This window comes from Streptomyces sp. NPDC058092 (assembly GCF_042884935.1).
Classification (GTDB): Bacteria; Actinomycetota; Actinomycetes; order Streptomycetales; family Streptomycetaceae; genus Streptomyces.
Genome location: NZ_JBHVSY010000025.1, coordinates 103,580 through 117,329 on the forward strand (window position 1 = coordinate 103,580; position 13,750 = coordinate 117,329).

9 protein-coding genes and 1 pseudogene are annotated in these 13,750 nt (G+C 67.1%); 4 read left to right on the forward strand and 6 right to left on the reverse strand.

Features of this window, described 5'->3' with window-relative positions:
* Positions 1–32: 32 nt before the first annotated feature.
* The 4 genes and pseudogenes from ACFVV1_RS32210 to ACFVV1_RS32225 form a co-directional block, all read right to left on the reverse strand.
* The gene (locus ACFVV1_RS32210) at positions 33–5,843 is read right to left on the reverse strand and encodes a family 78 glycoside hydrolase catalytic domain (protein WP_389996568.1); all 5,811 of its coding nucleotides are present in this window, start codon (positions 5,841–5,843) and stop codon (positions 33–35) included.
* Between the two features lie 927 nt (positions 5,844–6,770).
* A pseudogene (locus tag ACFVV1_RS32215) lies at positions 6,771–7,388 on the reverse strand (IS3 family transposase); the annotation flags it as partial.
* Positions 7,389–7,474: 86 nt separating this feature from the next.
* On the reverse strand, positions 7,475–8,740 hold the full coding sequence (gene ltrA / locus ACFVV1_RS32220) for a group II intron reverse transcriptase/maturase (RefSeq protein WP_389996571.1): 1,266 nt from the start codon (positions 8,738–8,740) through the stop codon (positions 7,475–7,477).
* 689 nt (positions 8,741–9,429) lie between these two features.
* Entirely contained in the window at positions 9,430–9,624 is a 195-nt protein-coding gene (locus ACFVV1_RS32225) for a transposase (RefSeq protein WP_389996573.1), read from the reverse strand.
* A 43-nt stretch (positions 9,625–9,667) separates the two neighbouring features.
* Between ACFVV1_RS32225 and ACFVV1_RS32230 the strand changes: the two genes are divergently transcribed.
* The 4 genes from ACFVV1_RS32230 (at position 9,668) to ACFVV1_RS32245 (ending at position 10,865) form a co-directional block, all read left to right on the forward strand.
* A complete protein-coding gene (locus ACFVV1_RS32230; RefSeq protein WP_389996576.1) occupies positions 9,668–9,832 on the forward strand; it encodes a hypothetical protein in 165 nt (54 codons plus the stop codon).
* An 86-nt stretch (positions 9,833–9,918) separates the two neighbouring features.
* The gene (locus ACFVV1_RS32235) at positions 9,919–10,089 is read left to right on the forward strand and encodes a CsbD family protein (RefSeq protein ID WP_389996579.1); all 171 of its coding nucleotides are present in this window, start codon (positions 9,919–9,921) and stop codon (positions 10,087–10,089) included.
* 60 nt (positions 10,090–10,149) lie between these two features.
* Positions 10,150–10,758, forward strand: a complete 609-nt coding sequence (locus ACFVV1_RS32240) for a transposase family protein (protein WP_389996582.1) — start codon at positions 10,150–10,152, stop codon at positions 10,756–10,758.
* Positions 10,710–10,865, forward strand: a complete 156-nt coding sequence (locus ACFVV1_RS32245; protein ID WP_389996633.1) for a hypothetical protein — start codon at positions 10,710–10,712, stop codon at positions 10,863–10,865. The genes ACFVV1_RS32240 and ACFVV1_RS32245 overlap by 49 nt, the downstream gene beginning before the upstream one ends.
* A gap of 294 nt (positions 10,866–11,159) precedes the next feature.
* On the opposite strand, the gene ACFVV1_RS32250 is transcribed toward ACFVV1_RS32245, so the two are convergent.
* Entirely contained in the window at positions 11,160–12,350 is a 1,191-nt protein-coding gene (locus ACFVV1_RS32250) for an ROK family protein (RefSeq protein WP_389996585.1), read from the reverse strand.
* A 326-nt stretch (positions 12,351–12,676) separates the two neighbouring features.
* Positions 12,677–13,750 (reverse strand): OmpL47-type beta-barrel domain-containing protein (locus ACFVV1_RS32255; protein WP_389996587.1); only part of this gene is annotated, 1,074 nt, incomplete at its 5' end.

Here is a 13,750-nt window from a genome sequence, read left to right on the forward strand (position 1 = left end):
CGGTTGGCGGTGGATCGGGCGGGGCTCGTGGATCAGAGCACGCGAACGTGCACCTGGGAGGAGGATCCCTCGACCGACGCGTCGCCGGCGTAGACCACCTTCAGGGTGCGCAGGCCCCGTTGATTCATCGTCAGCGCAGTCGAGGCCGTGCCGCCGGCCGAGAGTGTGAGGGTCTTGACCCGGTGCCCGTTCTCGTAGACCAGCACGCTCCCGCCCGGTGTGCCCGCCGTGGTCGAGACCGTGACCGTGAGCGTCACCGACTGCTTCTTCTTCACCGCCGTCGCGGAGAGGCCGACGACGACCTGAGACTTCGCCGCGGTCACCCTGGCGGTCTCGGCCGAGGTCGACGACGCCGGAGCCTTTCCGGCCTTGGACGCGGTCACCGTCACCGACAGCCGATGCCCCATGTCGGCCCGGACCAGCCGGTAGGTCGAGGCGTTCGCGGCGCCGATCGGATGCCCGTCGCGGCGCCACTGGTAGGCGAACGACAGGCCCTTGGTGTTCCACGAACCCGTGGTCGCGGTCAGCACCGAGCCGTACTTCGGTGTCCCGGCGATCTGGGGAGCGACCAGGGCGTTGATGGTGTCCACGTCCGCCAGGTCGACGGCCACCGAGTGCACCGGCTCCGGGTTTCCGGCCACGTCGGTGGAGAAGAAGTCGACCGTGTGCCGGCCGAAGCCCTCGACCGCGGGAGTCTCGCCGGCCAGCACCTTCCAGGCGCTCCCGTCGATCCGGTAGGTCGTCGTCGCGACGCCGCTGAGCGTGTCCTGGGCGGTGAAGCCGACCGTGGCCCGGTCTGCCTCCGCCGTCCCGGGCCCGCGGGTGACCGCGAGCTGGGTGACGGGAGCGGTCCCGTCGATCCATATTTGCGCGGTCCGCTGACCGGTGGAGTTGCCGGCCGTGTCCTTCGCCCGGTAGTAGACCGAGTGCTTGCCGTCACCGCTGACCATGACCGGAGCGACGTACGCCTGCCAGCCGGCGGACTGGCCGACCTCGACCGAGGGAGCGGTGTCCCGGTTGTCGACGGCGGTGACGGCCACGGAGGCGTCACCCCGGTACCAGCCGTTGTCGCCAGGCGCGGCGGCACTGGTCACCGTCGCGGAGGCCAGCGGAGCCAGGCTGTCGTCGGACACCGGCAGCACCCAGCTGTCAGCGATCGACGGGTCGAAGTAGCCCGAGGCATCGAGCGGGAACTCGTACTTGATCCGTACGGTGCCGTCGTTGTCGATCGCGGCAGGATCATCGATGACCGTCTGATAGGTCTTCGTGCCCATACCGGTCTCGGTGCGCTTCAGCATGTACGTCTTCACCAGGGTGTCGTCGACGTAGATGTTGTACTTCTTCGTCCTGGCGCCGTCGAACGTCTCCCGGTTGCGGAGCATGAAAGGCTTACCCGGCGTCACATGCACCACGGCCGAGTACCACGAGCCCGGGTTGGCCGAGTTCGCATAGCGTCGGTCGAGGCCGGCTTCGATGTTCGTCCCGCTGGCCGGTGCGGCCATGATTGCGTGGGCATTCTCCGAAGCCGCGTTGCCGAAGTCGACGTAGTCGAGGACATCCTGCGTCGGCGGTACCGCGAGGTTGACCCTGATCGTCGCGTTCTTGCTGGCGAGCATCGCACCCTCATCGACGAAGTCGACCTCGGCGTCCTGGTCACCCGCGACGGTCTCGAGTCCGGGGAACAGCGGGAGTACGACGGCCTTGGTCGCCCCGGGCTCGATCGTGACCCGGTCGGAGGCGGGCGGGGTCTTCCACCCTACCGGCAGGACCGCCGTGACCTGGCCCGACACGGCGGAGCGGCTGTTGTTCTTGACAGTCGCGGTCAGAGTGGCCTTCTCGTCGGAGCCGTCGACCGGGTTGGCCGACGTCACGGTGGTGATGTCAACGCCCGACGTCACCGAGACCCACGGCGTCGAGTCGTTCAGGGTGAACGTCCCGTACTGGCTGGTGAAGGTCAGCTTGACCGAGGCGTCATACGTGCCGGGCTTCTGGTGTTTCGGCACACTGACCGTGAACGGCAGTTGTGCGCTGTCGCCCGCTCCGACCGTGTCCTTGGTCGAGCTGGTCGGGTCGACATTCCAGTCGTCGACCGTCACGACGGCCTTCAGATCGCTGATCGCGACATCACCGGCATTCGCGATCCCGATCGTTCCGGGGACGCTCGCTCCGGGCAGCCCCGGCTCGGCGACGGGCGGGACAACCACCGAGATTCCGAGACTCGCGGCGACCGCCTTGCCGAACAGCGCCTCGATCGACTCCAGACGGGTCGTCAGGTCGTTCTTGACCGGTCCGTCGACCGACGAGTCGGCCAGCCAGGTCTTGAGGGTACGGATTGTCGCCACGCCGTCGCTCAGCCGCTGCGATGCCTGACCCGAATCGCCTGCGACGTCCGCCGCGAGGGCATCCTCGACCTTGCCGCTCGCGGTGTCGAGTGCCCCACCGATGTGGGTGCGGCTCGCCGCACCGAGGTCACCCGCTGTTGCCAGGTCGCCGGCATGGTCGTCGGTCTTGTGGATTTCAGAGACGATGTCGCCGAACAGGGCGCGCTTGGTGTCGGAGTGGATCGAGTACGAACCCGAGCCGACGGTGAACGTCACGACGCCCTTGCCGACCGATACATCGCTGACACCATCGGCCTTCGTGATCGGCGTGCCGCCCTCGGTCACGGCCTCGATGTTTCGGGCCGGGATGCTGACTCTCGAGGTCGTGTTGACCGGGACCGTGATGTCCAGGGACATTCCCTGATCGGTCTTCTTCCAGTTCGAGCCGATCGTCCCGTACACGGATTCGTAGGTTCCATGGCCGCTGGTCAGGTCGCCGCCCATGGCCGGGGCGATCTTCGACTCCTTGTAGCCGGCCTTGATCGCCGAGATGCCGCCGATGTTCTGATACATCCAGTCACCGACCGCGCCATAGGCGTAGTGGTTGAAGGAGTTCATGCTGACATCGCCGAAACTGCCATCGGGGTTGATCGAGTTCCAGCGTTCCCACATCGTTGTGGCACCGTGCTCGATCTCGTAGCCCCACGACGGGTAGTCCTTCTTGAGGATCATCGTGTAGGCCAGGTCGGACCGCCCGATGCTGCTGAGCGCCGGCAGAAGCCACGGTGTTCCGAGGAACCCGGTCGTGAGGTGGTAGTCGCTGGTCTTGAGCTTGGCGACGAACTTCTCGCCGACCTTCTCGCGCAGCGCCGGATCGGTCACAAGGTTCATGCCGAGCGCCATGGCGTATGCCGTCTGGCTCCCGCCTTGGACCGTGCCGTCGGCCGCCACGAGCTTCGACGTGAAGGCATCGCGCACATCGGCTGAGAGCTTCGCATAGGTCGCCGAGTCGGCGTCCTCACCGATCGCCTTCGCCATCTCCGAAAGCATGCGCGCGTCTTCGGCGTAGTACGCGGTGCCGAGGACATCGGTGCCGGTGTTGTCGTCGAGGTTGAGCCAGTCGTTCCAGTTGCCACGCGCCGAGTCGATGAGGTCGTCGCCCGCGCCGTTCTTCACGAAGCCGAGGAACTTCTTCATCGACGCGTAGTTGGCCCGCACGATGGCGTTGTCACCCTGCGCGTGCCACACCGCGTACGGCACCGTGACCGCCGAGTCGGACCAACCGAGGCCACTGCCCATGTCGATCGTCGGCACCGATGGCGCGATGCCCGGGTAGTTGCCATTGCTATAGGCGGAGTCACGCAGGTCGGTCGTCCACTTGCCGAGGAACGCGCGGGTGTCGCGCAGGTAACTCGCGGTCGGTGAGAAGACGTTGATGTCGCCGGTCCAGCCGAGGCGCTCGTCACGGGCCGGGGTGTCGGTCGGGATCGACAGGAAGTTGCCGCGCTGTCCCCACGAGATGTTGCCCTGGAGCTGGTTGAGCATCGCGTTGGAGGTCGTCAGCGTTCCGGTCGCCTTGAGATCGGAACCCCAGACGACGCCGGTGACATCGCCGAGTTCGGGTGCGCTCGTGACATTCGAGATCTCGAGGTAGCGGTAGCCGTGCTGCGTGAACTTCGGTTCGTAGACGACCGTGCCGCTCGTGCTGAACGTGTAGTAGTCGGTGACCTTGGCCGCGCGGAGGTTGGCGGTGTAGAGGCTCCCGTCCTTGTTGAGGACCTCGCCGTAGCGGATCTTGACGGTCTGTCCCGTGACGCCCTGCAGGCGCATCCGGGCGACGCCGACCATGTTCTGGCCGAGGTCGTAGACGTAAGTGTCGGCGGAAGGACTGGTCCTCGTGAGTGCCGGAAGCTCGCCGGTCGCGCGCACGGGCTCATCGGGCTGCGGCACCAGCTTGGCGGTGTCGGAGGCGCCGACCGTGGCAGGGTTCCACGCCGCGTCGTCGTAGGCGGGGCGGTCCCAGCCGGGCTGTTCGGCCCCTGCGTCATACGTCTCACCGTCGATGTTGTCGGCAGCCACGTATGGACCCGAGTGGCTCTTCCACGTGCCGTCGGTCTTGATGACCTGATGGGTGCCGTCGGTGTAGTCGATGCGCACCTGCGCGATCAGGCCGACCGAGTTGCCGAACATGCCGGGGCCCCACATGCCGACCTTGCCGGCCCACCAGCCGTCACCGAGCTCCGCGCCGATCGCGTTCCGGCCGTTGGCAAGCTGATCGGTGACGTCATAGGTCTGGTACTGGATGCGCTTCCTGTAGTCGGTGTCGCCAGGGGCCAGGAACTGGTCGCCGACCTTCTTGCCGTTGAGCTCCAGCTCGTAGGTGCCGTGCGCGGAGGCATACACCCTGGCCCGGGCGACCGTCTTGTCGGGGTCGGTGGTGAACTCCTTGCGCAGAAGCGGCAGATTGCTGTCGCTGGTCCGGAGGATCGCGTCGAGCTTCTTCTCCACGAGCAGGCCGTCCGGCGTCAGGGTGCCGCCGGTGAACGGGTCGGTGGGCCCGGAGAAGTCGGTCCGGAACAGCACGTCGCCGGCCTTCGAGGTGACCTTGACCGCGTGGATGTGCGCTGTCTCGGGTCCCTCGTTGGCGAGGTCCTGGCGGAAACCGATGAAGCCCTTGGCGAACGTGGCATCGGTGCGGCTGTCGATCTCGGCGCCATCGAGCCTCGTGGTGATCGTGGGGCCGTCGACGGTGATCGACAGGCGGTGTGTGCCGGTGAGCAGTTGGGCGGATGTCAGGGTCGTGATCGGGATGTTCCCGAGCAGGGAGTAGCCGCCGTTGACCTTCTTGTGCGGCCGGAACTTCGGGACTGCGGTCCCGTCGGCGGTGCTGACCTGCCACATGTACGCGTTCCCGGTGTCCGACGCGCGCAGGTAGACGCCCAACGCCAGGTTGTCGAGGGTGAAGTCGACGTCTGTGGTGTAGTCGGTCCACTTGTCCATCTCGCCGCCGGCGGACTTGCCGATCCAGTCGCCGGTCCACTCGGCGGCGTCCAGGATGCCGGTCTCGAACCAGCTCGGAGCGCTCCAGTCGCCGGCCTGGTCATCGCCGTCCCAGACCCTGGCCTGCCAGTAGTAGCGGGTCTGCGAGGCCAAGTCCGGCCCGGCGTACCGCACGTCGAGCTGGTCGCTCGACTCGACCTTCCCCGAGGACCACACGTCGTCGGCGGCTGCGCTCGTGCCGACCCGGACCTCGTACGCGCTCTGCACCACGCCACGGGCGCCCGACGTCGACTTCCAACTGAACGTCGGGGCGTTGCCCGCGATGCCGAGCGGGTCGGTCCGGGCGTTCGTCTGGAGAGCGCCGACCGCGAGGCCGTTCCCCTTCGTTGCACCGGCCGCCGGGTCCGCGACCAGGAAGGCGACGGTCACCATGACGAGGGCCGCAAGCAGCGCGAAGAACCGGCGCCCCACTGGGGCGGCGGGTGGGACAGGGAGTGCGGCAACTGGTCTGGCAGGCGTCATGCCGACGGGCCTTTCGTGGCAAGAGGGGGCCCTCGCGGTTCCCGCTGCGAGGTGAAACGTTCCAAAAATGATGTGGCAGCCGTCACACGTCAAGGGTTTGGACAACATCGGCCACCGCACTTGACCGCGCCCAGGTGCGCAACCACGCCACCGAGCCCACGCTTACCGTTGATTGAAACGACACATTGTCGAGCCGTGGCGGCGGCGATCTCAGCTGAGCTCACCGCGAACCGCCCAGACGACCGCCTCGATCGGCGTCCCACGTCGAGGAGGTCGCACAGGGCCCGCAACCTGCGGCGCAGGGCCCGCTCGCTGGTGTCGAGTTCGCGTGCCGGCGCCTCGGGCGCGCGCCCAGCCGCGCGCCGGACGACGCGGGTCGAAGTTGATCCCCAGGGCGGCGAAACGGGCGGCGGCTCGGCGTACATGGCCCTGCGGTCGATCCGCCGGCCGGAGCCAAGGATCCGGCGACCGCGCCCCCGGCGGCCTCGGACCCGGCGGTGGGCCCGAAGTCCACGTCCTCGCCGCCGAGCCGCAGGCGCACCGCCTTTCAGACACTGCTGTCCGAGCCCAGGTGCGGCACGTCTGCGGGTCGGGTCAACGCCGTGGTCGGGAGCGACCATGCGGTCTGTCCGGCCGCCTCGCCGAGAACTGACACGCTCCGTCCGACTACAGCCGGCAGAAAGCCAGGGCAGGCCACAGAAAAATCAGCGCCGCCTCCTGGTCTTGGCGTTTCCGTTGGTCTACTCAACCGCTACAGGCCATAAGCAAACGCCAAGTGGGTTGGGTGTGGCTCTTCCGCAGGGACTCTGATCAAGCCCTGAGCTGGGATGTTGTTGGTTGGGCTGCGGTGGGTCGTAGTTGTCTCCTACGGTGCCGGGCGAGGTGATGGCGATGGGATCGGTGTTGCGACGACCGATTGAGTCTGGGCTGCAATCCGCGATCCGCGTGGAAGATCACTCCGGTGACGTTGCCGCCGCGGGCCGTGACCGCGGCCTGGAGCGCGTCGATGACCAGCTCGGCCCGCATGTGCGGGGCCATCGACCAGCCGAGCACTCGGCGCGACCGGATGTCCACGACGCAGGCGAGGTAGAGCCACGATGCTCCGACCTGCACGTATGTGATGTCGCCGCACCATTTCGCGTCCAGGTCGGCGGCGGTGAAGTCCCGCCTCACGAGGTCCGGTGCCGGTGGCGCGAGGCGGTCCGGGATCATGGTGCGCTTCTTCTTCCGCAGGTGACGGCCGACGATGTCGTGCTTGCGCATCAGCCGGGCAACCCGCTTGCGGTTGACCGTGTGGCCGAAGCCCCGCAGCTCGGCGTGCACCCTCAACGCGCCGTAGTTCCCGCGGTGTTCGGCATGGATCTCGCGGATCTCATCGACCAGGGCGTCCTCGTCGGCCTGCCGGGCAGCCCGCGCCTCGGCGCCGGCGATCCACCGGTAATAGCCGGAGCGGGAGACTTCCAGCACCCGGCATATCCGCTTGATGCCGAACCTCTCGGCGTGGGCGGAGATGAAGTCCCAAGCGGCGGTCTTCACTTCATCGCCGAGTAGCCGAGGGGAATTTCACCCCTCGGCCCTCACAGAACCGTGCGTAACAGTCTCCCGTTACACGGCTCTTGTCGTCCTGATCATCAGACCAGCATGGCGCTCACTGTTGGGGCAAGGCGCCAGTGCGCGAACATGCGAGAATATCGCCGGGCGATCTCCTGCAACTTCGCAAGCGCCCTCCGTTTGGACGCGAGCCGTTTGTACTTCTTGCGGATCCAGCGCACCAGGTAGGCGTTGATGCGCGTCATGAAAGGGATCAGTTCCCAGGGCCTGAAACGGCCGTAGTAATTGATCCAGCCTGCCACCTTGAGGTTGACCCATCGGGCGAGCTCTTGAAAGGTCAGATCCGTACGGGTGTGCAGGTGCCAGCCCCGCACCTCCCGACCGATCCTTGTCAGGGCGTCCTTGCTGATCGCCGGGTCGACCGCCAGGAACAGATTTCCCTGTCGGCTCCGGTTCTTCCTGGCACGGAATGTGTACCCGAGAAACGTGAACGCCGTGTGCTCGTAGGAGCTTTGGCGATTCCCGTCCTTGCAGTAGACGATCCGGGTCTTGGCCGGATGCAGACGCAACCCGACCTCGGCCATCCTGTCCGCGAGCGCAGCCAGCACCTGACGGGCCTGGCGCTCGGTGACGCAGTGCAACACCGCGTCGTCCGCATAGCGTTCAAACCAGATGGACGGCAACTCCCGCGCCATCCAGGCATCGAACGCGTAGTGCAGGAACAGGTTCGCCAGGACGGGAGACACCGGGGCCCCTTGTGGGGTCCCGCGCTCCCGCTCCAGCAGGGCTCCGTCGGGCATCGCGAGCGGCGCTTCGAGCCACCGCCGCACATACAGGTTCACCCAAACGGCGTCGGTGTGCGCTTCCACCGCCTGGACCAGCAGGTCCCAGGGCACACTGTCGAAGAATTGGGCGATGTCGAACTCCACCACCCAATTCCGCTTCCAGCAGCGCTCCCGGCACCGTTCCACTGCGTCCAAGGCGGACCGTCCCGGCCGGTATCCATAGCTGTCCGGATGGAAAATGGGATCCACCCTTCGCAGCAGATGCCGAGCCACCACGGTCTGGGCCACGCGGTCGGCAACAGCGGGAATGCCGAGCATTCTCGTGCCGCCGCCATGCGGCTTGGGAATGGCCACCGCACGCACCGGAAGCGGGAAGTACGAGCCCGACGACATCCGGTTCCAGACCTTGTAGAGGTTGCCCTTCAGGTCCTTCTCGAACTCGTCGATGCTCTGCCCGTCCACCCCTGGCGCGCCTCTATTTGCCCTGACTTCCTCCCAGGCTTCCTTGATCTCCCACTTCGAAATCTCAAACGGCTTGGTCGATGACTTCAACTGGCCCATCCCACTCCTCCCGGACATAGTCCGGTTGATGTGATCAACACAGTCACGAACGACCCGACCCCTTCGCTCCACCCCCATTACAGGGGCTTCATCACTACTACGAGCCGGTCCGCCAGCGGGTCCCGCATCGGTACTCGACCCCTCGCAGTTGCTGCTGCTTGGGGCACTCCCTGTTGCCGCCGCATCGCGGCGGGCGGTATCGAGACACGCCTTCTCCTGTTCCGTGCGGAAGCCGCAGACCGGGCTCACGTCGCCTGCATGCCGGACACCACCTGGCCAATAGACGGGCACCCGCCAGGCTCATCCCGGGATTTCGGGAACACCCCGGTTTCGATGTCGTCTGATTTCGTTTCGACACGTCAGCAGCGATTCACTTGCGTTCGCCTTCCAGGTCCCCACCTGACGCCTCTTACGGCGCCTTTTCCTCATCGCTCACCACGACGGTCTTCAACCAACGCGGCATGAGGCGGTTTGAAGCCTCCCCCCGCAGGGCGGCTTCGAAGGGCCACAAAACCTTCATCTTCCGCACAGCACCACTCTCGGAAGCTGTCCTACTGTCAACTCCCCTTCGTGTTCAGGACACAATCCCGAGCGAAATAGGCGGCCGCCCGGCGCAGGATCTCGCGTTCCAACTGCCATTCCTTCTCCGCCTTGGCCAGCCGGGCGTTCTCCGCTCGCAGCCGGGCCAGCTAGGCCTCGGTGTCCTGCGGCGCGGCGGCGGAGGCCGGACGGTCGTCGGCGTCACGCACCCAGGTGCGGAGCGTTTCGGGGTTGACGTTCAGATCGGCTGCGACGTCCCTGAACGTCCGCCTGCCGTCCGAAGCCCGCCACAACGTCACCGCGTCGGACCGGAACTCCGCACTGTACTTCGAGGGCCTTGCCATGTGGATCTACACCTTCCTGGACCATCGAGATCCATTCTCAGGTGTGTCCACACCACGGGGGTCACCTCAGCGCTGGCCACGACCCTTCTCCGAGCACAAGCGCGGCCTCGAAGGCCAGTGGCAGCGCGGTGAGCAGGTGGCGACCGAAGATCTGCGCCTTGCGCTCCAGCAGTACCGCTCGTTCTTCAACCGCCTGCTCAGCACCTGACCACCCTGCCGCCGCAAAGCCTGCAGACGACCGCTGACTGGCCCCTCCCAATGCACTGGCAGATCACTCACAAAGGACGGCAGACCATGAGCATCGCGAAGAAGATCGCGCACAAGGCCGAAGCGGTCAAAGGCAGTTCCAAAAAGGCTGCCGGCCGCGGAACAGGTAGCCGACTGCAGGCGGAAGGACGCGGCGACCAGATCAAGGGCAATATCAAACAGGCTGGGGCGAAGATCAAGGACGCCTTCAAACACTGACCGTTGGACCCCCTCGACCCGACCCGCAGGGGCTCTACGCGGGGTGTGACGCTCCAGGGCATGCTGGCGGTTCACTTTGGTCAGTTCGTGCCAGAAGGGGGCAGCGGTGAGGTAGAGGCCGAGGATGGAGATGATACCGAGCGAGATGTCGACGCTGATCCGGCCCTGTTTGGCCCAGTAGACGTCCTTCAGGTCCAGGAGGAGGGCGAATTCGTCGGCGATGAGCGCCGTTCCGGCGCCATAGGCCGCCTCGACGCCAAAGGGCCCTGGCCTGTATTTTCGGTCCGTTTCACCCCCGCAGGACCACGGGGTGCCGACGCATCATCCCTGATCCCGCCCGCCCTTGACCAGCTCCACGAGCATCCAGGGGTCATATCCGAGGAGGTGCCGGGCCTGCTGGGGCGGCTGGCCGAGGTGCCCGACCCGTGTGATCCGCGCCGGGTGCGCCACCGCTTGGCCGTCGTACTCGCACTCACCGCGTGCGCCGTGCTGGCCGGAGCGACCTCGCTGCTGGTGGTCGGCGAGTGGATCGCCGATGCCCCGGCGCACGCGCTGGAACAGGCCGGCGCGCATCCCGATCCGCACCGGACGGCTGGTTCCGCACTGGCGACCTCGGCGTCGTGCACCCGGACGGGTACGTCGAACTGCGCGACCTCAGCAAGGACGTGATCCTCTCTGACGGAGAGAACGTTGCGCCCGTCGAGGTCGAGCGGGTCATCGCCGACCATCCGGCCGTCTCGGAGGTCGCGGTCATCGCGGTACCCGACGAGCGCTGAGGGGAGGTGCCTGCCGCGTATGTGAGCTTACTGGACGCCGCCGAGGTCACCGAGGCCGAGATCATCGAGTTCGTCCGAGTCCGGGCTGGCCCGCTTCAAGGCGCCCAAGCACCCCGTGGTGTTCGGGAAACTGCCCAAGACCTCCACCGGCAAGATCCAGAAGTTCGTCCTGCGCGACCGGGCGTGGGCCGGGGCGGAACGCAGGATTCAGTAGCGCTCCGGTCGGCGCCACTTTCAAGGCGCGGTACGTCGCGGGGCCCGCCTCACCACGGGTTCCGGCCGCGTATCGAAGCGTCAGGCCGGTGAGAAGATGTGGTTGCTGATCAGCCGGGCGGCGCCGACGACGCCGGCGACCTGGCCGAGTTCGCCGAGCACGATCGACAGGTTGCCGGTCGCCAACGGCAGCGACTGACGATAGACCTGGGTACGGATGCTCGCCAGGAGGTTGTGGCCCAGCCCGGTGAGCCCTCCTCCGATGACCACCAGGCCGGGGTTGAAGAAGCTGACCAGGCCGGCGATGACCTGACCGGTACGGTTACCTCCCCAGCGGATCAGGTCCAGGGCCGCGGCGTCTCCGGCGCCCGCGGCGGCCGACACGTCCTCGGGGGTCAGCCTTCCGGCCGATGCGAGCCGTCCGGCCAGCTCCGTCGAGCGGCCGGACTGGGCGAACTCGGTCGCGTCGCGTGCGAGGGCGTTCCCGCCGAAGTAGGCCTCCAGGCAACCGGTGTTGCCGCAGGCGCACCGCGGCCCGTCCGGGTCCACCTGAATGTGGCCGATGTCGCCTGCGCTGCCGGTGATACCGCGGTGGACCTCGCCGCCGACGACGATGCCGCAGCCGATGCCGGTCCCGAGCTTCACGCACAAGAAGTCGCGCACGGACCGGGCGACGCCGGCCTGCTGCTCGCCCAGGGCCATCAGGTTCACGTCGTTGTCGACGAGGACGGGGCAGCCGAGCTCCTGGCTCATCGCCTCGCGGACGGGGAAGCCGTTCCACCCGGGCATGATCGGTGGCGCGACGGGGACACCCTCGGGGAACCGGACGGGTCCCGGCACGCCGATCCCGGCGCCGTCGAAGTGTTCCACCGACGTCGTCTCGCGCAGCTTGCCGACCAACGCGAGCACCCGCTCGAAGACGGCGACCGGACCATTGCGCACGTCCAGCGGCTCGGCCACGTGGCCGAGGACGTCCAACTCGGCGTTGGTGACCGCGACATCCACGGAGGTGGCGCCGATGTCCACGCCGAGGAACCGCAGTGACGGGGCGATCCGGACGTTGTGCGAACGGCGGCCGCCGCGGGAGGCGGCGAGGCCGTCCGGGACGACCAGACCGGTTTCCAGCAGGCGGTCGATCTCGAACGCGAGCTTGGAGCGCGACAGCTCTACATGGTCGCCGAGGGCGACCCGGGACTGCGGGCCGAGGTCGCGCAGGAGGCGGAGCAGCCGGGCCTGATGGATATTGGCCGGTCGAGCCGTCGTACTCCTCACGCCGCCCCCGTCGTGGCCAGAGCCGTTCGCATGCCCGGTGCTTGGGGGTGCGACTTCCACCCGGACCGTAGCACCGTGCTGTCGAAGGCAAAAGAAACTCGTGCACCGATTCACAGGACTTTCATCAGCTGATGGACAAAGCCGGTGCGAGGCAGCACTGCCTCGTTGCCGCCTCGGCTGCTGCGGAGGCGGCCGGGCCCGATGGGGTGGAGCCGTCCAACTCTCCACCCCATCGGCCCTGGTGTGCTGTCCGGGTCGCCTCGGCGGGCTGCTGATGCAGTCGACCGAGGCACACGGCTCAGGCGGTGTCACCGCCGGGCCGTGACTCAGCGACCGGCGGGACCGCGGGTCGGCATGCCGACGTCGGACTGGCCGGCCGCCTTCTTGATGTCGGCGGCCTCTCGCTGGTCGAGGACTCCCTCCTTCCGCAGCGTCGTGACGATCTCCCCGACGTGCGAGACGAACGCGCCGTGGTTCTTCCAGGCCCGGTGATCCTCGATCAGCTCGTTGACCGTGCAGCCGTTGGTCGTGACGCGGTTCGGGACACCGGTGTTGATGGAGCCGGTGAACACGGTGGAGCGGTCGTCCGTTTCAGGACAGTCGGTCGGCGGCTTGCTGTCGACGATGGTGAGGGACAGCGACTGCGGCGTGGACGTGTTGCCGGCCTTGTCGGTGGCCCGGTAGAGCAAGGTGTGGCTCCCGGTTCTGTCAATCGCCACCGGGGCGGAGTACTGCAGGTAGGGGCCACCGTCGAGGGAGTACTCGATCCTGGCCACACCCGACTCCGCGTCCGAGGCCGTCACCGTCACCTTCGCACTGCCGACGTAGTCACCGGAGTCGTTCTTCGTGCCGGAGACGGAGGCCGACACCTGCGGCGGCGTCCTGTCCTCGGGCGGAGCCGCCACGACGGTGAACTCCACCGACTGCGCCGACGAGGTGTTGCCCGCCTTGTCCGTCGCTCGGTAGGTCAGTGTGTGTCGGCCCACGGCGTTGACATCAACGGGCGCCGTGTAGTCGCGGTACGACGCACCGTCGAGCGAGTATTCAATTCCGGCCACACCCGACTCCGCGTCGGAAGCGGTCACCGTGACCGTCGCACTCGACACGTAGTTCCCGGCGGCGTCCTTCGTCCCCGACACCGTCGCTGACGTGTCCGGTGGCGTGGTGTCCTTCGGCGGTTCGGGGGCCACGACGGTGAACGCGACCGATTTCACCGGCGAGGTATTGCCCGCTTTGTCGGTGGCCCGGTAGGCCAGCGTGTGCTGCCCGACGCTACTGACAGCAACCGGGGTTGTGTAGCTCCTGTACGACGCACCGTCGAGCGAGTATTCAATTCCGGCCACACCCGACTCCGCGTCGGAAGCGGTCACCGTGACCGTCGCACTCGACACGTAGTTCCC

What these genes read in the sequence shown, in the direction of transcription:
- ACFVV1_RS32210 (WP_389996568.1), bottom strand. Translation starts at nt 5,843, where the DNA reads ATGACGCCTGCCAGACCAGTTGCCGCACTCCCTGTCCCACCCGCCGCC.
- ltrA (WP_389996571.1), bottom strand. Translation starts at nt 8,740, where the DNA reads ATGGGCCAGTTGAAGTCATCGACCAAGCCGTTTGAGATTTCGAAGTGG.
- ACFVV1_RS32225 (WP_389996573.1), bottom strand. Translation starts at nt 9,624, where the DNA reads ATGGCAAGGCCCTCGAAGTACAGTGCGGAGTTCCGGTCCGACGCGGTG.
- ACFVV1_RS32235 (WP_389996579.1), top strand. Translation starts at nt 9,919, where the DNA reads ATGAGCATCGCGAAGAAGATCGCGCACAAGGCCGAAGCGGTCAAAGGC.
- ACFVV1_RS32240 (WP_389996582.1), top strand. Translation starts at nt 10,150, where the DNA reads ATGCTGGCGGTTCACTTTGGTCAGTTCGTGCCAGAAGGGGGCAGCGGT.